Source organism: Bacteroides graminisolvens DSM 19988 = JCM 15093 (assembly GCF_000428125.1).
In the GTDB taxonomy this organism is placed as follows: Bacteria; Bacteroidota; Bacteroidia; order Bacteroidales; family Bacteroidaceae; genus Bacteroides; species Bacteroides graminisolvens.
This window is the reverse complement of sequence record NZ_ATZI01000001.1, coordinates 309546-329463: the sequence shown is the minus strand read 5'-3', so window position 1 is coordinate 329463 and position 19918 is coordinate 309546. Positions and strand designations below refer to the sequence as shown.

General features: G+C 44.6%; 15 protein-coding genes. 7 read left to right on the top strand and 8 right to left on the bottom strand.

The features are described 5' to 3' along the window. The first annotated feature begins 221 nt into the window (after positions 1 to 221). Positions 222 to 1697 (top strand): cysteine--tRNA ligase, encoded by a 1476-nt coding sequence (gene cysS, locus C511_RS0101310; RefSeq protein ID WP_024995442.1) that lies wholly within the window; start codon positions 222 to 224, stop codon positions 1695 to 1697. Positions 1698 to 1765: 68 nt separating this feature from the next. Here the strand turns inward: cysS and C511_RS0101305 are convergent, their stop codons facing one another. From C511_RS0101305 to C511_RS0101290, 4 genes are all read right to left on the bottom strand, one after another. Then, positions 1766 to 2527, bottom strand: coding sequence for a DUF3108 domain-containing protein (locus C511_RS0101305; RefSeq protein WP_374048564.1), 762 nt, complete (start codon positions 2525 to 2527; stop codon positions 1766 to 1768). Positions 2528 to 2570: 43 nt separating this feature from the next. Further along, positions 2571 to 4490 (bottom strand): Ig-like domain-containing protein, encoded by a 1920-nt coding sequence (locus tag C511_RS0101300; protein WP_024995444.1) that lies wholly within the window; start codon positions 4488 to 4490, stop codon positions 2571 to 2573. A gap of 97 nt (positions 4491 to 4587) precedes the next feature. Then, the gene (locus tag C511_RS0101295) at positions 4588 to 5157 is read right to left on the bottom strand and encodes a DUF4348 domain-containing protein (protein WP_024995445.1); all 570 of its coding nucleotides are present in this window, start codon (positions 5155 to 5157) and stop codon (positions 4588 to 4590) included. An 85-nt stretch (positions 5158 to 5242) separates the two neighbouring features. Next, entirely contained in the window at positions 5243 to 6508 is a 1266-nt protein-coding gene (locus C511_RS0101290; protein ID WP_024995446.1) for a DUF2851 family protein, read from the bottom strand. 92 nt (positions 6509 to 6600) lie between these two features. Between C511_RS0101290 and dapB the strand changes: the two genes are divergently transcribed. From dapB to uxuA, 6 genes are read left to right on the top strand one after another with little or no spacing between them, the layout of a single operon-like run. Then, positions 6601 to 7329 (top strand): 4-hydroxy-tetrahydrodipicolinate reductase, encoded by a 729-nt coding sequence (gene dapB, locus C511_RS0101285; RefSeq protein WP_024995447.1) that lies wholly within the window; start codon positions 6601 to 6603, stop codon positions 7327 to 7329. A 21-nt stretch (positions 7330 to 7350) separates the two neighbouring features. After that, positions 7351 to 8835 carry a S26 family signal peptidase gene (locus C511_RS0101280; RefSeq protein ID WP_024995448.1) on the top strand — a complete coding sequence of 495 codons (1485 nt, stop codon included), beginning with the start codon at positions 7351 to 7353 and terminating at the stop codon, positions 8833 to 8835. Positions 8836 to 8842: 7 nt separating this feature from the next. Continuing rightward, positions 8843 to 9787 (top strand): signal peptidase I, encoded by a 945-nt coding sequence (gene lepB / locus C511_RS0101275; RefSeq protein ID WP_024995449.1) that lies wholly within the window; start codon positions 8843 to 8845, stop codon positions 9785 to 9787. Between the two features lie 16 nt (positions 9788 to 9803). After that, positions 9804 to 10424: a WbqC family protein gene (locus tag C511_RS0101270; RefSeq protein WP_024995450.1), complete on the top strand. Its 621-nt coding sequence runs from the start codon at positions 9804 to 9806 to the stop codon at positions 10422 to 10424. Between the two features lie 42 nt (positions 10425 to 10466). Further along, the gene (locus C511_RS0101265) at positions 10467 to 11279 is read left to right on the top strand and encodes an SDR family oxidoreductase (protein WP_024995451.1); all 813 of its coding nucleotides are present in this window, start codon (positions 10467 to 10469) and stop codon (positions 11277 to 11279) included. Between the two features lie 20 nt (positions 11280 to 11299). Next, positions 11300 to 12490 carry a mannonate dehydratase gene (gene uxuA / locus C511_RS0101260; RefSeq protein WP_034781181.1) on the top strand — a complete coding sequence of 397 codons (1191 nt, stop codon included), beginning with the start codon at positions 11300 to 11302 and terminating at the stop codon, positions 12488 to 12490. A gap of 81 nt (positions 12491 to 12571) precedes the next feature. Here uxuA and C511_RS0101255 read toward each other — a convergent pair whose 3' ends face one another. From C511_RS0101255 to C511_RS0101240, 4 genes are all read right to left on the bottom strand, one after another. Further along, positions 12572 to 13072 carry a GNAT family N-acetyltransferase gene (locus C511_RS0101255; RefSeq protein ID WP_024995453.1) on the bottom strand — a complete coding sequence of 167 codons (501 nt, stop codon included), beginning with the start codon at positions 13070 to 13072 and terminating at the stop codon, positions 12572 to 12574. 80 nt (positions 13073 to 13152) lie between these two features. Continuing rightward, positions 13153 to 15954, bottom strand: coding sequence for a TonB-dependent receptor (locus C511_RS0101250; RefSeq protein ID WP_027317679.1), 2802 nt, complete (start codon positions 15952 to 15954; stop codon positions 13153 to 13155). A 123-nt stretch (positions 15955 to 16077) separates the two neighbouring features. Next, positions 16078 to 17202 (bottom strand): chromate efflux transporter, encoded by a 1125-nt coding sequence (gene chrA, locus C511_RS0101245; RefSeq protein WP_027317678.1) that lies wholly within the window; start codon positions 17200 to 17202, stop codon positions 16078 to 16080. 472 nt (positions 17203 to 17674) lie between these two features. Further along, positions 17675 to 19891, bottom strand: a complete 2217-nt coding sequence (locus C511_RS0101240) for a glycoside hydrolase family 3 C-terminal domain-containing protein (RefSeq protein ID WP_024995456.1) — start codon at positions 19889 to 19891, stop codon at positions 17675 to 17677. Positions 19892 to 19918 lie beyond the last annotated feature (27 nt).

Below are 19918 nucleotides of genomic sequence, written 5' to 3'. Positions count from 1 at the left end.
AGCGGCTAACCTTGGTTAGCTGATTTACCAACCTAGGTTAGCCGATATGCCCACCATGGTTGTTCAGTCGTCCAACCATGGTTAGCCGCTTTTCTTCTCACTACAAAAATACAACTCTACGGGCAGAAAAGCAATGAAATGGTTATCTTTTAGTGGGTAAAGTCCATCTAAATAAACAATTTATTATAACTTTGTAGTTCTTAAAAATAAATCAAAGCGTTATGGAACACCAACTGACGATTTACAACACCTTAAGCAGGAAAAAGGAACAGTTTATACCGCTGCATGCACCTCACGTAGGCATGTACGTATGCGGACCAACCGTTTACGGCGATGCACATTTGGGGCACGCACGTCCGGCCATTACTTTCGATATATTATTCCGTTATCTTACTCACCTGGGGTATAAAGTACGCTATGTGCGCAACATTACCGATGTGGGACACCTGGAGCACGATGCTGACGAAGGGGAAGACAAGGTAGCAAAGAAGGCTCGGTTGGAGCAATTGGAGCCTATGGAAGTGGTGCAATATTACGTGAACCGTTACCACAAATCAATGGAAGCACTCAACGTTTTGCCGCCAAGCATCGAACCACACGCTTCGGGACACATCATTGAACAGATTGAATTGGTAAAAGAAATTTTGAACAATGGCTATGCTTACGAGAGTGAAGGTTCTGTGTACTTCGACGTAGCTAAATACAATAAAGATCATCACTACGGTAAGTTGTCGGGACGTAATCTGGACGATGTACTGAACACCACCCGCGAACTCGACGGACAGAGTGAGAAGCGCAATCCGGCCGACTTTGCTTTGTGGAAGTGTGCACAACCGGAGCACATCATGCGCTGGCCATCGCCTTGGAGCAATGGTTTCCCCGGATGGCATTGCGAATGTACCGCCATGGGACGTAAGTATCTGGGCGAGCATTTTGATATTCACGGAGGCGGCATGGATCTTGTTTTCCCTCACCACGAATGCGAAATAGCACAATCCGTGGCATCGCAGGGTGACGACATGGTTCACTACTGGATGCACAACAACATGATTACCGTTAACGGAACGAAAATGGGTAAATCATTGGGTAATTTCATTACGCTTGATGAGTTCTTCAATGGCTCTCATGCCATGCTGACTCAGGCATACAGCCCCATGACCATTCGTTTCTTTATCCTTCAGGCGCACTACCGCAGCACGGTTGACTTCAGCAATGAGGCGCTGCAAGCTTCTGAAAAGGGACTACAAAGACTTTTGGAAGCGGTCGACGGACTTGATCGCATCAAAACATCGGCGGCATCGGATGTAGAGGTGCAAAGCATACGCACCAAATGCCACGAGGCAATGAATGATGACCTGAATTCTCCCATTGTTATCTCGCACCTCTTCGAGGCTGCCAGAATTGTGAACAATGTATTGGCGGGAAACAATAAGCTTTCTGAGGCCGACTTAAAGGAGTTGAAAGACACATTCCACTTGTTCTTGTTTGATATACTGGGCTTGAAAGAAGAAACAGGCTCGTCTGACGGTCGCGAAGCGGCTTACGGCAAGGTAGTCGATATGTTACTGGAGCAAAGAATGCAAGCCAAAGCCAATAAAGACTGGGCTATGTCTGATAAGATACGAAACGAGCTCACAGCCTTGGGATTCGAGATTAAAGATACCAAAGACGGCTTCGAGTGGAAGCTCAATAAGTAGCAACCAGAACAGTGAACTGATTGCTACATTCAACGCAAGTGTTTATCGAAAAGAGATACCGTTAGGTTTTACTTTGTAACGATAGATGTAAGCGGGTGCCTGTTGCCCCGCACGCTACTTAAGAAGGCTTTTGCCGAACCAAAATTGAGGTACAAATCCAAACGAACCGGGAGGTGATTTTTATCGTCTGTAATATAGAAGGTAATCACCTCCTTTTCTTTTCCTTTCTTATACTCCACCAAAGAAAAAACCAAGCAACGATAGGTTGTGTCATTCTCGGCAGTAAAGCTTTTCCTTCCTCTGAAGATGAGGGTTTGCTCCTCAACCTTACGACCGGTGGTCATGGGAAATTGAATGCGCTGCCCCACTTTATAATCGGTAGGGTCAAATGAACGTGCCTGCGCCAGAATGCTCAGCATATCATAAATGCAACGGCTATCACTGTACTCCGAACGCTCAATCTTTCCGTCCTTCGTTCGGGACTGCTTTACGTGACACAAGCCATTGCTATAAGAAAAGCGAGCCTCATCAATGGTATAACGTTTACCTTCTTCGGCGGCCTTCTTGAAATAATAAGGTTCCAGGCGATTTCCGATGATACAAGTAACCGTATCACGCATTTTAAAGAAGAAATCGGCCTTCTTACTTCCTATGGCCAGCAGGTTAATGCGGTAAGCCGGTTTGGCCTGATAGATGGTTTCATTGGTAGTAAGACTGGCCAGTCCTGCTTTCGTCCAGATGAACTTCCAGTTGAAAAACAAATCATACATCACGTGTTCGCCCGACTTAAAAGCATCGTTCTTAGCCTCGCACTGTGCACTTGCCGGCATGGCAAATAAGCTCAATGTTATAACGAGCAGCAACAACCTGCAACTAGTAACTACGCCTCGACGAGCTATTCTGCTTATTGGCAGCATTGTTCTTTTTCTTTTTGTCTTCATCCGGTTTTTGTTTTTTAAGTTCATCTAGTTTTTGTTTATCAAGGGGTTTAGATAGCACATTCCAGTCTTGCTCCAACTCCCAAAGAGCTTTTAACTCTACCAATTGGGGGTAATAATAAACCATTTCGGGCTGAAGCTTCTTTTCATAGTTGCCCGTATCCCATTTATAATTACCATTCGTATCTTCAATAAGTCGTGCGGTATATTTACCGGGGTTCAGGTAATAGAAATCGGCCTGCCCATTGAGCACCGGTAGCTTTCTGACCACCTTATCCTGCCCATCGAGCAACTCAACGAAAGCAGCAGTTTTAATACCGGACACATTGAAGTAAATGGCTCCGTATTCCTCCAACGAACGAACCTTGAAGTTCTGCTTTATCTTATTGGAATGCAATCCGTATAAACCGACAAAAGCCATTGAATCAACCTCCAGTTCATATTCCGTTCCGGGTTCCCAATTACTGAATAGATTATAACGACGCAGTTCAACAGAATCGGGCGCAAAGGCAAAAGGCGCCTCTTTCCAAAGAGAATCGACCTTCTGTTTCAGGTGAATGGCACCGCCTATGTAATGATCCAAAGGCTCATCAAACACAAAACTGATACTATCATATACATTCATAGAAGCCGGAATGGTAGGCGTCACAGCAATAAAGCGCGTTGGCTCCGGTTCATTCTCCTTCCCTTTTTTCTTTTTCTTCTCGGGTTGGCGGTCATCGGGTGCTCCTTTTGCCTTTTTAACAATCAGATTCAACGTATCGGTACGAGGAACCAGTTGGTTGAGCGTATCGGTATACAAATAGCTAAGACTCATGCTTAGCGTATCTTTTTTATAGATCAGCGAATCTTTTACCCAATAATGTATGGTGTCATTCTTATGATTCTTTTCAATAAGGAACGCATCTTTCTCGTCAAAGTTAAGTCCCTTCAAAATCGGTAACGTATCGGCTTTAGCCACAAAATACAAAGAAAACTTACGATCCAGCGTACGCTCGCTCTTAGCCAGATACTGCGAGAAGAGTTCTTCTTTGAAAGTACGCAATATCAGGTTATCGGGCAGATAGTGCGTGTATTTACGTGGCACGATGGTGTCGATGGTCAGTGAATCTTTCCAGGTAGTATCATTCCGAAGGCGTTCTTCAAAACCGGGAATCACTAACGAGTCATTGAAAGCGAGTACTTCACTTTTTTGAGAATAGATAAAATTCTGATCGGCATCCTGCAAAGCGTAAATGCGATATTTGCCGGGCGCTATACCCCGAATGGAAAAATGTCCGCGACTGTCTGTCCGTGCTACCCTGTCGAACGGTTGCTTCACAAACGCCGAATCTTGTAAATTAGCGTGCAAGCCTACCAATATGCCTTTAACCGGTTCCAGGTTCGATGCGTCGAGTACGGTACCCGAAACAACCATGCTATCAATGGCGCTACCTGTCGAGAAGGTAAAAGCAAAATTACCCAGCGGATTACCTTCGTTGTTATCAACAATGGCATCGGAGAAGTCAATGGTATAAGTGGTATTGGCTTTGAGGGAATCGAGCAGGTTTATAGACACCTTCTTCCCTGTCGTTTTAATTTCAGGCTGCTGCACCTGAGGAGGCGAAACAACGACTTTTTCGTTAGCCTTTTCGAGCTTGACGAATTCATCGAATTCAATCAGTATTTTTGTTCTTTTATTGTTTAAGGCACCCGCCTGAGGGGTACTCCCTATTACTTTGGGAGGCGTTTCATCAATAGGACCTCCTTCGGGACGACCCACGTTGGCACAAGAGTAAAAAACTCCTACCATGGCGGTAGCAGCCAATGCATACCGGGCAAAACGCTTCGTGTTATGATACTTTCCGTTTAACATGCTGCAAAAATAAGGGTTCTGCCTGAATTAGCACTATCTTTTACACATATTTATAAAAAATAAGAGTGCAGGAAAGCAATCGCCTGCACTCTGTTGTTTACGGATGTACCTCTTCAAATGCCTTGTTTTCTTCCTGAACCTGCGAAATAGTTTCTTTCAGGTCGGCAATGGGAAGGTCAAAACTATACCACGCTGTATAGCAATCTGTTACATACCAGTTACCGTCAATCAATTCAAAGACAACACGAAGGTCAACTTCCGATTCCTCATAACCGGCCTCGAATTCTTTGTGAGTAGGCTCATTCACCACAAACCGCGACACATAAACTCCGCCTTCATCTTGAACGATGCGTTCTTCCTTCAGCGTTTCTTCATCGAGCAACGGCCATTTCTCTTTGGTGAAAGGAAATGTTTTCTCACTGTTTCCATCATCAGACATGAGCGTAATGGGAGTTTTCAACGGAAACTTAACGCGAGTGTACTGAAAAGCGGCACTCGAAGTAAATTTAGTCAGAAACGCCTCAAAGCTGTCGTCTTTTTGTGCAGTACCGGGAGTCACATCTTTCCCCGATGAATCTTTCGCCGATGTGTTACCACAAGAGATAAAACACACGCTAGCCAGCATAGTTACCATCAATAAACAGAGCGCAAATCTTTTTGCATTCATAGCCATAAAACATTAAATTGTTGAAGCTCAAAATTCAGCAGGCAAATATAGTATAAGTTCGGAAAATAGAATCAAAAGTGCAGACTTATTTATGCTTGAGGTACTCGTAACCAAAACGGCAACGAAGACAATCCTTTTTATCACAATATTCTTTCTGCAACTGTAGTATGGCTTGTGAGTCGGCTGCCGATTCCACTTCAATGCCTGCCGCCTGCCACAAACGGATCACGTGGTTATTCTCTGCCTTCAATAACTCCAGATAGCTGCCTGCCCTTTGGCACAATTTGTCATCGCCTTTATGTAATCCGTAAGCATACAAGAACGGAACCACTGTATTAATAAGAATAAGATTGAGTGAATCTTCACTCAAGTGCTTCTGCCGGCGGGGCGACGGCTTGCTAAAAATGAAGTGTACCTCCCAATAAGCTGATGTTTGCGTCAAAAGCAATTTCTTTACTTGTTCCATAGAAGCAGCTTCCACGACCTTGGAAAGGAGTGCGCAGGTAGAGTGATAAAGATAGGCCAGTTGGGCAATCCTGACATGCGGAAAGTTACCGGGTCGTAACCGAAGAAAGCGCCACAGAGAGGCATCCATCTCATTCAGACTGAATTTGTGTTTCAGATACAGATATTCTTTCCGCAAAGACAAGTAATACTCATCTCCTTCTTCCTCTGTCAAAAGTCCGGCTTGTCCAAAGAAGATAGCCTCAACCTGAAATAAGTTATCGCGATGCTTATCCAACGCCCTGAAAGAAACCAGATTAGCCCAAGTTTCAAAAGCATCTCCATTCAGCCCGAACCCATAATTACGGGCCAGCGTCATAAAGAAAGTATCCTCCCAATGCTGATTGGTGCGTTGAAGGCGTTGCCTGATCAGGGCCGTTTTCTGCTCAAACCGTTCCGACTGAAGTGCCGACATCCACGAATGTACAGCCAGTTTAGGTAAACCAGACAAGATAGAGTAACAATAAGGTTTCACCTCAGAACGATGCAATTGCTCGTAATTAGCCTGAATATGGTCGGGGCAAACCAGTTGCAGCTGCGGTATGGATTCACCCGTGGAACGATGCACTTCACAATCGGCATGGGTAATAATATGCATAATAACAGAATCGTATGTCTTATCGTGATTATGCCCATGACGCATCCAGTCCGACGAAGACTGGTGTACTTCCACATTGCCTACCCAAAGTGTTCCGTCAATTTTAAGTTTCGCATTGAAAAAGTCGGGTCCCGAATTACTGTTTTGTAAACCGGTATCAATCACCTCGACCGGTAGTCCTGTCGTAGTTCTTAACTCTTTTAAAGGGAAAATTTTGTGTTTCCATACGTAATGCAGTAGTTGTTCCATTGTTAACAAGGCGTTAATATGCGGCAAAAGTAATAACTTACCATCAAAATAATTATCTTTGCGTCAATTATTTCTACAAAACATATAGAACAATGAAGATTGCATTGATTGGTTATGGAAAAATGGGCAAAGAGATAGAAAGAATTGCCTTAAACCGCGGACACGAAATAGTGTGTATTATAGATCTCAACAATCAGCAGGACTTTGAATCGGAGGCTTTCCGCTCTGCCGATGTTGCGATTGAGTTTACCAACCCCATGGTGGCTTATTCAAATTACATGAAAGCATTTGCCGCAGGTGTGAAAGTGGTTTCGGGAAGTACCGGCTGGATGGATGAGCACGGAGAAGAGATCAGGCAACTTTGCAGCACAGGAGGAAAAACATTATTCTGGGCATCTAACTTCAGCCTGGGTGTTGTGATCTTCTCGGCAGTTAATAAACACCTCGCCAAAATCATGAATCAATTCCCTGCGTATGACGTAACCATGAGCGAAACGCATCACATTCATAAGCTAGATGCTCCGAGTGGCACAGCCATTACCTTGGCTGAGGGCGTGCTTGAAAACCTGGATCGTAAAAGTCACTGGGTAAAAGAAGATGCACAACAAGCCGATGAGCTGCCTATCCATTCAATCAGAGAAGGTGAGGTATTCGGTATACATACCATTCGATATGATTCGGAGGCCGACAGCATTAGCATTACGCATGATGCTAAAAACCGTAAAGGTTTTGCATTGGGAGCCGTACTTGCCGCTGAGTATACGGCGGGCAAACAAGGCTATCTGGGCATGTCCGATCTATTTCCCTTTCTTAACGAATAAAAAAACTAAAAGCAATTCACCATGGATAAACGTACACCCCGTCAATGGCTAAAGTGCTGCATAGCAATTGTACTTTACCTTCTGTTTCTTATTTGGGTTAAAAGCTGGTGGGGACTTCTTTTCGTTCCTTTCATCTTTGACATATACATTACCAAAAAGATTCCTTGGACATTCTGGCGGAATTCTAAGAATGAAATGGTACGCAGCATCATGAGCTGGGTAGATGCCATCGTTTTCGCTTTAGTAGCCGTTTACTTTGTGAATAATTACATATTCCAAAATTACCAAATTCCATCGTCTTCTCTGGAGAAGTCATTGTTAGTAGGCGATTTTCTGTATGTAAGCAAAGTCAGCTACGGACCGCGAGTACCCAACACGCCCCTATCCATGCCTTTGGCTCAGCATACGTTGCCCATATTGAATTGCAAATCGTACATTGAATGGCCTCAATGGTCATATAAAAGGGTGAAAGGTTTAGGCAAAGTGAAACACAATGATATTGTGGTATTTAACTTTCCTGCCGGAGATACCGTTGCACTGAATTACCAGCAAACTGATTTCTACACGCTGGCTTATCAGGAAGGCAAGAGCATGTACCCGGCCAATGTAAACATGGACAGTATCTCTTTCAAAGAGCAATCCATGATTTATGATCTGTATTATGCTGCCGGACGTAAAATGATACTCTCCAATCCGGCCAAGTACGGTGAGGTTGTGATCCGACCGGTAGACCGCCGAGAGAATTACGTAAAACGTTGCCTCGGCTTACCGGGTGATACACTGAAGATAGTGAACGGTCAGGTTTACATCAACAACAAGATATCTCCCGATCCCGAAGGTGTGCAGTTTAACTACTTTGTGCAAACCACAGGCTCATACATATCCGATGATATGTTGCGCGAAATGGGTATCAGCAAAGACGATCAGGTTATGTTCAACATTGATCAGGCTTCTGAGCCCGCACTGGTTGCTATGGGACTGGACGGCAGAACTGCCGAAGGACGCCTTTGTCCGGTTTATCATTTCCCGCTAACCAAACAAATGTTCAACACATTTGCGGCTAACAAGAAGCTGATTCATAAAATAATCATGGAGTCAGAAGATTATGCCGGACAGCTGTACCCATTGAACATGAACACCAAGTGGAACAGAAACAATTACGGACCGATATGGATACCGGCAAAAGGAACAAGCATTACACTGACCGAAAAGAATCTGCCTATTTACGAACGATGCATTGTAGCTTATGAAGGCAACAAGCTGGAGAAGAAGGCAGACGGACTTTACATCAATGGAGTTAAAACCAACCGGTATACCTTTAAAATGGATTACTACTGGATGATGGGCGACAATCGTCATAATTCGGCCGACTCACGCTATTGGGGCTTTGTTCCCGAAGATCATGTGGTTGGTAAGCCCATTGTAGTATGGCTTTCATTAGACAAGGACCGTGGATGGTTCGATGGAAAGATACGATGGAACAGAATATTTAAGTGGGTTCATTAACAGCAAGATGAAACTAAAGGGAGGAAAGTGGATACTAGCATTTGCGGGAGCAATAATCGCCGTATTGTTGTTCCGGACCTTTGTGTTCGGTTCCTTCCTTATTCCCTCTTCGGGCATGGAGAACGCCCTCTATCAAGGAGATCACATTCTTGTTAATAAGTGGAGTTACGGATTGCGTATGCCATTCATGCAATGGTTTTCTTATAACCGCATACTCGAGAAGCCTATTGCCGTAGGCGACTTTGTAGTATTCAACAATCCGGCTCAGCCCCAAGAAAAAGTATGGAGTAACAGAAAGGTTTTCATCAATCGCTGTGTCGGAATACCAGGTGATACCCTGCTACTTGATTCCTTCTTTCACCCTATCAGGACAAGTCAGGGAGTCATACCCGATGAGAAGTTGCTATATGCTTATCCGCCCGAGAAAGAAAATGCGATGGATTCGCTGATTTCGGTCTTATCAATTGCCCCCAACAAGTTATTAGGGCAAAGCAAGAAGATGCACGTAAGAAGCTTCAGCCGATACGAATACTATCTTTTGGGACAAGCTATCAGCGGAACCAACTGGGTGCGTCCGCTGGCAAGCAATGAAGACAGTCATCAACTAACCTACCGGCTACCCATACCCCGAAAAGGGTCTGTTATTAAAGTTACCCGATGGAATGCCGTATTATTGCGCAACACGCTGGTTCTGCATGAAGGCAAACAAGTGGATATAAAAGGAGACACCCTTTACATTAACGGCAAACCCACACAGCATTGCTACTTCACAAAAGATTATTATTGGATGGCAAGCAATAACTCCATCAACCTCGAAGATTCACGTATGTTTGGTTTCGTACCGAAAGATCACGTTATTGGAAAGGCATCGTTCATCTGGTTTTCCAAAGAAAAGGGAAAGGGCTTATTCAAAGGATACCGGTGGAATCGGATTTTTTCGGCAGTGAGGTAATCGTAAAACAAGCATCATGAAAACAATATATCTTAGTTCAGCCTATTTGGCACCCGTAGAATATTACAGCAAACTGAAAGCGTACGATAAGATCTACATAGAGCAGCACGATCATTACGTCAAACAAACCTATAGGAACCGGTGCAACATTGCAGGTCCCGAAGGGGTATTGTCGTTGTCGGTGCCTATCATAAGACCCGACACGCCCAAGTGCGCCATGAAAGATATCCGCATATCCGATCACGGTAACTGGCGGCATTTGCATTGGAATGCCATAGAATCGGCCTATAACAACACCCCTTTCTTTGAATACTATAAAGATGATTTGCGCCCGTTTTACGAGAACAAATATACTTTTTTAGCTGATTTCAACGAAGAATTACGCTGTAAGATCTGTGAGCTAATGGATATCAGTCCTGTAGTAGAGCACACCGCTTCTTACCATACCGACTTTCTACCGGATGAGGCCGACTACAGAGAAGTGATTCATCCGAAGAAAGACTATACGGAAGTTGACAAGGACTTCCTTCCCAAACCTTACTATCAGGTATTTGAAAGCAGGCACGGTTTTTTGCCTAACCTGAGCGTTATCGACTTATTATTTAATATGGGACCGGAGAGTGTTTTGGTTCTGTAACCTATAAATGAATTAAAAATCAATTAACTATATTATCAAATCATGGCAAATTTATTTAGTGTAAAAGACAGAGTTGTAGTGATTACCGGAGGAACCGGAGTTCTGGGAAAAGCTATAGCTAACCATTTAGCCGAAGAAGGGGCTAAAGTAGTTATTTTAGGACGCAAAGCCGAAGTAGGCAACCAAATTGTAAACGAGATTAAAGCCCAAGGTGGTGAAGCCATGTTTCTAGTAACCGATGTATTGAATCGTGAAGTCTTGGAACAAAATCTCGCTGATATTTTAAAAGCATACGGACGGGTAGACGCACTGCTTAATGCAGCCGGTGGCAACATTGCCGGAGCAGTTATTGCACCCGATGCCACATTCTTTGATCTTAAAATAGATGAATTCCAGAAGGTGGTTGACCTCAACCTCACTGGAACTGTGCTTCCAACACAAGTATTCCTCAAACCCATGGTTGAGCAAAAAGCCGGATGCATCGTTAACTTTGCTTCCATGGCCTCATTCCGCCCTATCACTCGTGTTGCAGGATACGCAGCTGCCAAAGCAGGCATCTCAAACTTTACGCAATTTATGGCCACTGAGGTTGCAGTAAAATTCGGCGAAGGAATACGCGTAAACGCTATTGCTCCGGGCTTCTTCCTGACCGAACAAAACAGAAACCTGCTAACTAACCCCGATGGTAGCTATACTGCCCGCGGAGAAGCGGTAATTCGTCAAACTCCTTACGGCCGCATGGGACGTGCGGAAGAATTGTGCGGAACCATACAATACCTCATCAGCGATGCATCGAACTTCGTAACAGGAACAGTAGCTGTTGTTGACGGAGGATTCAATGCTTTTGCTATGTAAATTCAATAACAAGGAAAGAAATGGAAAACAAAAAACAATTATACCTGAGCGAACAAACATGGCGCTGGTACGGTCCGAATGACCCCGTTAGCCTGTGGGACATTAAGCAAGCCGGTGCAACGGGAATTGTTACGGCCTTGCATCACATTCGCAACGGTGAAGTGTGGACGGTAGAGGAAATTACCAAACGAAAGGAACTCATTGAATCGGTAGGCCTGGTATGGTCTGTTGTTGAAAGCGTTCCCGTGCACGAGCACATAAAAACTCAGACAGGTAATTTTAAGACCTATATAGAGAATTACAAGGAAAGCATACGCAATCTCGGTAAGTGCGGCATCAACATTGTAACGTACAACTTCATGCCTGTACTCGACTGGACACGTACAGACTTAGCCTACGAATTACCCGACGGCTCGCGTGCACTTCGTTTTGAACTGGCTGCATTCGTGGCTTTTGATCTTTTCCTGCTGAAGCGTCCCGGTGCAGAAGCCGACTACAGCGATGCCGAAAAGGCTAAAGCCAAAGCTCGTTTGGAACAAATGACGGAGGATGACAAACAACTGCTCATCCGAAACATGATCGCAGGCTTACCCGGTTCTGAAGAAAGCTTCACGCTGGAACAGTTTCAGCAAGAGCTCGACAGATACAAAGACATTGACGCAACGCAACTGCGGTCCAATCTCATTCATTTCTTAAAAGAGGTAGCTCCTGTAGCCGACGAGGCCGGAGTTAAGCTGGTTATTCACCCCGACGATCCTCCTTGTTCAATACTTGGATTACCCCGTATCATGAGCTCGGCAAATGATTTTCAGGCGTTGATTGATGCAGTACCCAATGCATCCAACGGACTATGCCTTTGCACAGGTTCTTTAGGAGTAAGCAGCAGCAATGACTTGGAAGGCATGATGAAGACTTTCGGAGACCGGATTAACTTCGTGCATTTCCGCAGTACACAACGCGATGAAGAAGGAAACTTCTTCGAAGCCAACCACCTGGAAGGTGATGTTGACATGTACCATGTCATGAAAGCATTCCTGGAGCTTCAGCAGCGCAGACAAGTATCCATCCCCATGCGTCCGGATCACGGGCACCAAATGGTTGATGACTTAAAGAAGAAAACCAATCCGGGTTATTCTTGTATCGGAAGACTCAGAGGACTTGCTGAACTCAGAGGTTTAGAAATGGGTATTGCCAAATCGACTTTACTATAATCGATAGACAACGAGTAACAGCGTAGTATAAAAAAAGAACTTGTCACATCCATTACGGAAGATGACAAGTTCTTTTTTGTTTTATATCGTTTTTCCAAGCGTAAGCATCCAATGCCCTACATCACGCCATTCATCAAACTTACGTCCGACTTCCTTCATGGTGGAAACCTGAACAAACCCAAATTTCTCGTGCAAACGTACACTACCGTCGTTGGGTATACAGATTCCTGCTATTAATACATGCGTTTGTTCAGGATCAATCTGCTGTAACATGTGCTCATAAAGTAGGGACCCTAACCCTTTTCCCACATACTCTTTATCCAAATACACCGTTACCTCTTTGGTTGACGAATACGCACATCTGTTTTTCCATTTATGAACATAATAGTAGCCCACCACTCTACCCTCAACTTCAAGCACGAAGTACGGTAAATTTTCATTTTGCACCTCAAGGATGCGTTGCCCCATTTCTGCTTCCGACACCGGATCCGTTTCGAACGTTACAGCCGTATGCACTACATAATGATTATAAATACGACATAAAGCATTCGCATCATCCGGGTTCGCTTTCCTTATTACCATAATGACAACCTAATTTAATGAATAACATAAAGATTGTCACAAAGATAAGGGATTTAAGATCATAAAGAAACAAATAAGCTTTATAATGTCAGAGACAATCTGCCAAATACATAACGACCGTTGAAACCAAACTGCTGGCCGGTACGGGAATAGATAAAATACCCGGCTCCCACATTACTTCCTTTGTTTTTATCAGGATACACATCAAACAGATTATTAGCACCTACAGTCACCCTTAAGCTCTTTGTAAAAGCATAGCTAGTACTTAAATCGGTAATAATCTTAGGATCGTACGTTTGATAATCGGCAACCGTATTGGTGGCAGCTTCGACCTCACCAAAATACACATTTCTCAAGAACACATTCCAGCGGCCCAGGTTATAATTCAATGAAAGATTGGCTTTGACCCGAGGCGTAACAGACTCAATATACACCCTGCTGGCATGATCCAGATAAATAGATTCTTTGCCAGCCAGCAAATCAGAAGTGTGTGCATCACCTATAATGGCTGTTTTAACGTACGAACCCGATAAATCAGAACGGAGTGTACCGCCGAATAAGGAAGTCTGATGCGAAAGCACTACATCTACCCCCTTAGTCTCCGTATCAATGGCATTGGCAAAGAAACGAGCCGTTGAAGCTCCCGCCTGATCCAGCAAGTTATAAATTTCGCGATCCTGATCCGTAGCATCGGCAGCATTGCTTCCTTTAAACTGACCGGTGTAAATAACACGATTATCAATCTTAATATAATAACCATCAACGGTCAGCTTAAATGCTCCCAAACTACCGGTAAAACCCAAACTGTAGTTCTGCGAAGTTTCCTCTTTCAGTGCGGGAATACCTAACAATTTAGCCACACGACTGTCGTTACGGAAGGTACCCGATTGTATGATCTCCCCGTCAGTAAACACACTCGAAGTGGCACTAAAATAACGCTGGTGAAGAGAAGGCGCACGGAATCCGGTACTCGCAGCACCGCGCAGAGCCCAGTTATCATTTAACTTATAGCGCAAAGAAGTTTTCCAGTTGAGGGTTGAACCAAAATCAGAGTAATTTTCAAACCGAAGCGCACCGGTAAGCAACCATGAATCAGAAAAGTTCAGCTCAGCATCCGTATAAACCGCCACCGATGAACGTGTAGCATTAACAGCATTCTCCGGTCGGAAACCGGGAAAAGCCTGTGCCCCACCGGCGTATGCCTTCCCGTTAGCAGCAAATAAAGTAGAAACATTTCCGTTTACGTCGGGCAAGAGTATATCATCACCATTAGCATCCTCTCCAATCACCAGCGCCCTTCCATAATCACGATACGAATCCTCCGTACCGGCTACAATCTGATACTTCTCGTAACGATGTTCGGCACCAAAAGCTAAGTTAATGCCACTCCACACATCAAAAACTCTGTTGACATCAAAATTGGTTGTATTCTGGAGGAAACGATATCCGCCAGCCTCAAAAGACGTTGGAGAAGCCGCAAGCAGCGAAGCATTCAGCGAGTTTGTTGTCTTGAAATCAATGGCATTCTGTCCGAGCGTATTAGAGAAATCAATATTCCACTTGCCTCGTTTCCCACGAATACCAGCCGACAACGAGCGATCCGAATTATCCGTATTGATCAAAGGCAAAAAGCCATCGGGATAGATGCTTGCAATGTTTTGCGTAAGCTGAGCCGGCTGACGACGGAATGCCGCAGACTCACCGTTCCGGAAATTAAGTCCCCCAAAGAAATAGACCTCCGCATTTTCGGCTACAGGCAAAACACTATTCACAAACAAGGCACCTCCCCTGTTCTTCGATTGCCCAACGCGAGATACATAATCGGCACGCGTTTTGCCCTGTCTGACCAGTTCCTCCTGGGTAATATCAACTCCCGTAGGATTAGGATACAAATCGGGGCGGTTGTAATCGAGGAATATAGATCCGGTAAACTCCTTCTGTCGGTTTGTGGGATTACGGAAATCATACGAACCCGCCAGATTGATAAAGCCCCCCTTCTTTCCAACGGGCAATCCGAAGTTCACATTAGCCTGTACAGACTCCCCGTCGACCGTGTTCTCAGAGTTCTTTGATAGATACCCGCCCGTAGTAAGATTAGAACGGAGCTGTTCCGTATTATCTTCCAATATAATATTAATAACACCCGCTATAGCATCAGAACCATATTGTGCAGCCGCCCCATCGCGCAGAATTTCGATACGCTTGATGGCAGAAGTCGGTATGGCATTCAAATCGGTTCCAACAGAACCCTTACCAGCCGTTCCGTTTATATTAATCAGTGACGTGGTATGCCTTCTTTTCCCATTGATAAGAACCAACACCTGATCGGGGCCTAGCCCCCTTAACGAAGCCGGATCAATGTGGTCTGTTCCGTCACTTATCGTCTGCGTACTTGAATTAAAAGAAGGCGCCAGGTAATGCAAAATCTGGTTTAAATTCACTTGCGGTATATCCTTCAGCACTTTCGTATCGATTACATCAACAGCTACAGCCGTCTCCAGTCTGGACCGCGGCGCGGCGCGTGAACCCAGCACAACCACTTCATCCAGTTCCAGTAACTCATTGAGAACAAAGTCTACCTTCAAAGGCTTTCCTGCCAGTACCTGAATGGTTTTCTTTTGTGTTGAATAACCCACAAAACTTGCTCTTAATGTATATTTACCTGGGTTCAGGGAGAGTTGAAATTCACCGTCGGCATTTGTTATTCCACCGGTCGCCGTTCCCTCAACCAACACAGAGCCACCTACTAAGGAGCCATTGGCATCAGATACCTTCCCTTGCACCTTTACTTGCTGCGCTTTTGCAGTGCCGATGCCTATCCCCAGAAAAAACAGAGCTGCTAATAGAAGCACTCTTCCCAATCTTACATTCCTTTTTTTCATAATCCTTTTACCTTTACTGAATATCATTAATTACTTATCAACTTTCCATGTTGCAAAAGTAAAAGGTATACCATAAAGCATCTATAACATGTTTATGGTAATTTTATAACATGTTAATAGTATTTAATAGGGAAAAAGGAGCAATCCCAACGCCGATCCGCCAATAACCAGCCATGCACTATTCACTTTTTTAAAGAAGAAAACAACCAGAAGTCCTAGCAAAAAGATAAGAGTAGTTCGCCAGTCGGTAACCGCCTCAAAGCCCATTTGCAAGCAAACCGCCAGAATAACAGCCACGGAGCCCACGTTGACTCCATCGAGAAAGGCCGATACCGGTTTCCATTTCCTCATTCGGGGAATCAAAGGATTGAGCAAAGCAACCAACAAGAAAGAAGGGAGGAAAATACCGATTGTAGCTAATAAGGCCCCCTCAGGCCCTTGAAGAATCCAACCCACAAAAGTAGCGGTCGATAAGACCGGCCCGGGGGTAAATTGCCCTACGGCCACCGCATCCATCAACTCAGTTCGGCTCATCAAACCGGTAGCCACCAATTCCGCATCAAGAAAGGCAAACAACACATAGCCACTGCCATACAGCAAAGCACCCACTTTCAGAAAGATCAGAAACACACGCAAGCTGTCGGCAGTAACTCCCCCGGTAGTCAACGGCATCAGTAAAACAGTAAAAACGCCGCTGCTTCGTTGCCTGAAAAGATAAAGCAATAAAGCCAGAACACCAGTTAAGAACAAAGCCAAGATTTCATTGACACCCACTAATGATAACACCACACACAAAGTCCCCAGTACATACAATTCTTTAGTCTTTAAAGCCTTTTTGCCTAAAGTGATAACTGCCGAAGCGATAATTGCCACAACCGCCGGTTTAATGCCATAGATAAACGGTTCTGCCTCAGGAAGCTGTCCATAAGTAACGTACAGCCAGGCAAATAGCGAAGTGATTAAAACTGCCGGAAAAATAAACGCCCCTCCCGCCACAACAAGCCCCCTCAAGCCGGCACGTTCGTGTCCGCAATGCATGGCCATCTCTGTGGAGTTAGGACCCGGAATCAAATTGGTAGCACCAATCAGATTAAGAAAATGATCAGCATCCATCCACTTACGCTTCTTCACAACTTCCGCTTCCATCATTGCGATGTGAGCAGCAGGTCCGCCAAATGAAAGGAACCCCAGTTTAAGAAACAAACCGGCTATTTCTCTTAGTCGTCCTTTATCAGATACCTTATCCATAGATTGCAAAACACAACGTTATGACTATAACAACATGTGATAACGATTGATTGTTTGAATCACCTCCGCCTCATAAAATGCATGAAAAAAAGTATCACCAAGTATCATCAACCTTGCAATACTCTGATTATCAAACTTTTATGTGTGATACTTTGCTAAAAAAAAGCCTCACCAAGTATCACCAAGTGTCACCAACTTTTTTGGTAGTGATTCCTTACGAATATAACACTATTATCTCCTATATATAAGCTTTATAATCAGCATGCTTATGCGATTTATTTTGCAGGTGAGCAATTTTCGTCTCTACCCGGATGTACACAGTTTGTACACCCCCATGTACACGGTCTGTAGATCCGGGTGTACAAATGCCCTACACCCGGGTCTACAAAAAGTTTTGCAACCAGCAATTATAATAAAGCAAGGGGCTATCCAATGTTTCGGATAGCCCCTTCATCATTATCTGCGTGGCAGATTATCTCAATTCAAAAGAAACGGTACTTCTTATATCATCCGATGAAGCCCCAACAAAAGCTTCGAAAGCACCCGGTTCGGCAACCCATCTATTTTGAGTATCATCGTAATAGCTAAGGTCGGTTTTATCTATTGTAAAGCTGACCATCTTCTCTTCGCCCGGGGCAAGCTTCACCTTACTAAAGCCTTTTAGCTCCTTGATGGGGCGAGGTAAAGTCGATTTCTTATCACCAATATACAACTGAACGACTTCAGAACCTTCACGGCTACCGGTGTTCTTTACCGGAACAGTGAATGTAATTGTTTCATCAGCAGTAAGTGATTTTTTAGTGGCAGTAGCTTTACCGTATGCAAAGGTGGTATAACTCAATCCATGGCCAAATGCGAACAGCGGCTTGGTCTTTTTCTGCTTATCAGCCCAACGGTAGCCAACAAAAATACTTTCATTGTACTTCACGTTTATGCTGTCGCCGGGATGCTCACCCAATGCATGTGCACCATTGTCTTCCAGTCTCGCAGGGAAAGTAAAAGGTAACTTACCCGATGGATTGACATCACCAAACAGAATAGATGCCAATGCATTACCCGCTTCAGTGCCACTATACCAAGCCTCAACAATTGCAGGAACTTGTTTTACCCAAGGCATGGCAACAGCATTGCCCGATATGATAACAACTACGGTGTTAGGATTTGCTTTTGCCAACTCGGCAATCAGTTGATCTTGCTCGTAGGGTAAACTCAGCGAACTCCGGTCGTTGCCTTCGCAGTCTTGACCATCATTCTTGTTTAAACCACCCACAAAGAAGACTACATCTGCATCTTTGGCCCATTTCACCGCATCATTTCGCAATGCATCGGCGTCAATTTCCATTTTATCAGGCTCTTCTGCTCCTAACACATCTTGTTCTTTCACTGCCGGAGACGCATATCCCGGCGAATAAATAACTTCCGCTCCATCTCCCAAACGAGCCTTGATGCCTTCGAGCGGAGAAACTTCGTATTTTGCCTTAAGCGAAGAGGAGCCACCGCCCACAGTCATCCGTTTCACTGCATTCTCGCCAACAACCAGCACTCGCTTCACTTTCGACGCATCAACAGGCAGCACATTTTTCTTGTTTTGCAAGAGTACAATACCTTGTTGAGCAATGGTACGTCCGGCTAAGGCATGTTCTTCGGTACCGAAAGAGCCAAAATGACGTTCCTTAGCCATATTGGTTCTGAATACCAACCTAAGAATGCGGCGGACCTTATCATTCAGTTCTTTTTCGGTGACTTCGCCCTTTTTAATCAAATTCAAATAAGGATGGGCCAGGTAATAATTATCGTAGGCATTGCTTTGCCCCCAGTTCAAACCATTGGTCCAACTTCCAAATTCCATATCGAGCCCATTAAAAATAGCTTCTTTGGTATCATGCACACCGCCCCAATCGGACACCACTACCCCGTCAAAACCCCAATCGCGCTTCAACAAATCATTGAGCAGGTACTGATTGTGACAGCAGTGTTCGTCTTTGTATTTATTGTAAGACCCCATGATAGCCCACGCTTGTCCTTCATGCACAGCTGCTTTAAATGCAGGCAGATAAATTTCGTGAAGAGCGCGGTCGTCAACCTGCACATTGATATGTCCTCTGTATATCTCTTGATTATTGAGCGCAAAGTGTTTCACACAAGCGGCAACGCCGTTTTTCTGAACTTCAAGGATATAGGGAACCACCATCTTTGAAGCAAGATAAGGATCTTCCCCCATGTATTCGAAATTACGACCGTTAAGTGGTGTACGGTATATGTTTACACCCGGCCCCAACAGCACGTTCTTATTGCGATATCGGGCCTCTTCACCGATACTTTTCCCATAAAGAGCCGACATCTCGGTATCCCATGTAGCCGCCAAACAAGTCAAGGCCGGAAAGGCGATGCAAGAATCATTTGTCCAGTTGGCACCATACCATTCATCCCAAAGTACTTCGGCTCGGATACCATGCGGCCCGTCGGTCATCCAATTCTCGGGAATTCCCAAGCGGGGAACTCCCGGCGAACTGAACTTAGACTGTGCATGTGTCATGGCCACTTTTTCTTCCAGTGTCATCCGCCTCAACGCGTCTTCCACTCTTACTTCAATAGGCTTGTCAACATCCAGATACGCTGGCTTCTGCTGTGCAAAAACAGGCAGCGCGAAGAGTGAAACACCCCAAAAAAAACTTTTTATCTTTTTCATAAACTAATACGTTAATAGTTCTATTAT

Coding starts and splice junctions, on each gene's coding strand:
- C511_RS0101300 (WP_024995444.1), bottom strand. CDS start 4,490: ATGTTAAACGGAAAGTATCATAACACGAAGCGTTTTGCCCGGTATGCA.
- C511_RS0101295 (WP_024995445.1), bottom strand. CDS start 5,157: ATGAATGCAAAAAGATTTGCGCTCTGTTTATTGATGGTAACTATGCTG.
- dapB (WP_024995447.1), top strand. CDS start 6,601: ATGAAGATTGCATTGATTGGTTATGGAAAAATGGGCAAAGAGATAGAA.
- C511_RS0101240 (WP_024995456.1), bottom strand. CDS start 19,891: ATGAAAAAGATAAAAAGTTTTTTTTGGGGTGTTTCACTCTTCGCGCTG.
- C511_RS0101255 (WP_024995453.1), bottom strand. CDS start 13,072: ATGGTAATAAGGAAAGCGAACCCGGATGATGCGAATGCTTTATGTCGT.
- lepB (WP_024995449.1), top strand. CDS start 8,843: ATGAAACTAAAGGGAGGAAAGTGGATACTAGCATTTGCGGGAGCAATA.
- cysS (WP_024995442.1), top strand. CDS start 222: ATGGAACACCAACTGACGATTTACAACACCTTAAGCAGGAAAAAGGAA.
- chrA (WP_027317678.1), bottom strand. CDS start 17,202: ATGGATAAGGTATCTGATAAAGGACGACTAAGAGAAATAGCCGGTTTG.
- C511_RS0101305 (WP_374048564.1), bottom strand. CDS start 2,527: ATGCCGGCAAGTGCACAGTGCGAGGCTAAGAACGATGCTTTTAAGTCG.
- uxuA (WP_034781181.1), top strand. CDS start 11,300: ATGGAAAACAAAAAACAATTATACCTGAGCGAACAAACATGGCGCTGG.
- C511_RS0101265 (WP_024995451.1), top strand. CDS start 10,467: ATGGCAAATTTATTTAGTGTAAAAGACAGAGTTGTAGTGATTACCGGA.
- C511_RS0101270 (WP_024995450.1), top strand. CDS start 9,804: ATGAAAACAATATATCTTAGTTCAGCCTATTTGGCACCCGTAGAATAT.
- C511_RS0101280 (WP_024995448.1), top strand. CDS start 7,351: ATGGATAAACGTACACCCCGTCAATGGCTAAAGTGCTGCATAGCAATT.
- C511_RS0101290 (WP_024995446.1), bottom strand. CDS start 6,508: ATGGAACAACTACTGCATTACGTATGGAAACACAAAATTTTCCCTTTA.
- C511_RS0101250 (WP_027317679.1), bottom strand. CDS start 15,954: ATGAAAAAAAGGAATGTAAGATTGGGAAGAGTGCTTCTATTAGCAGCT.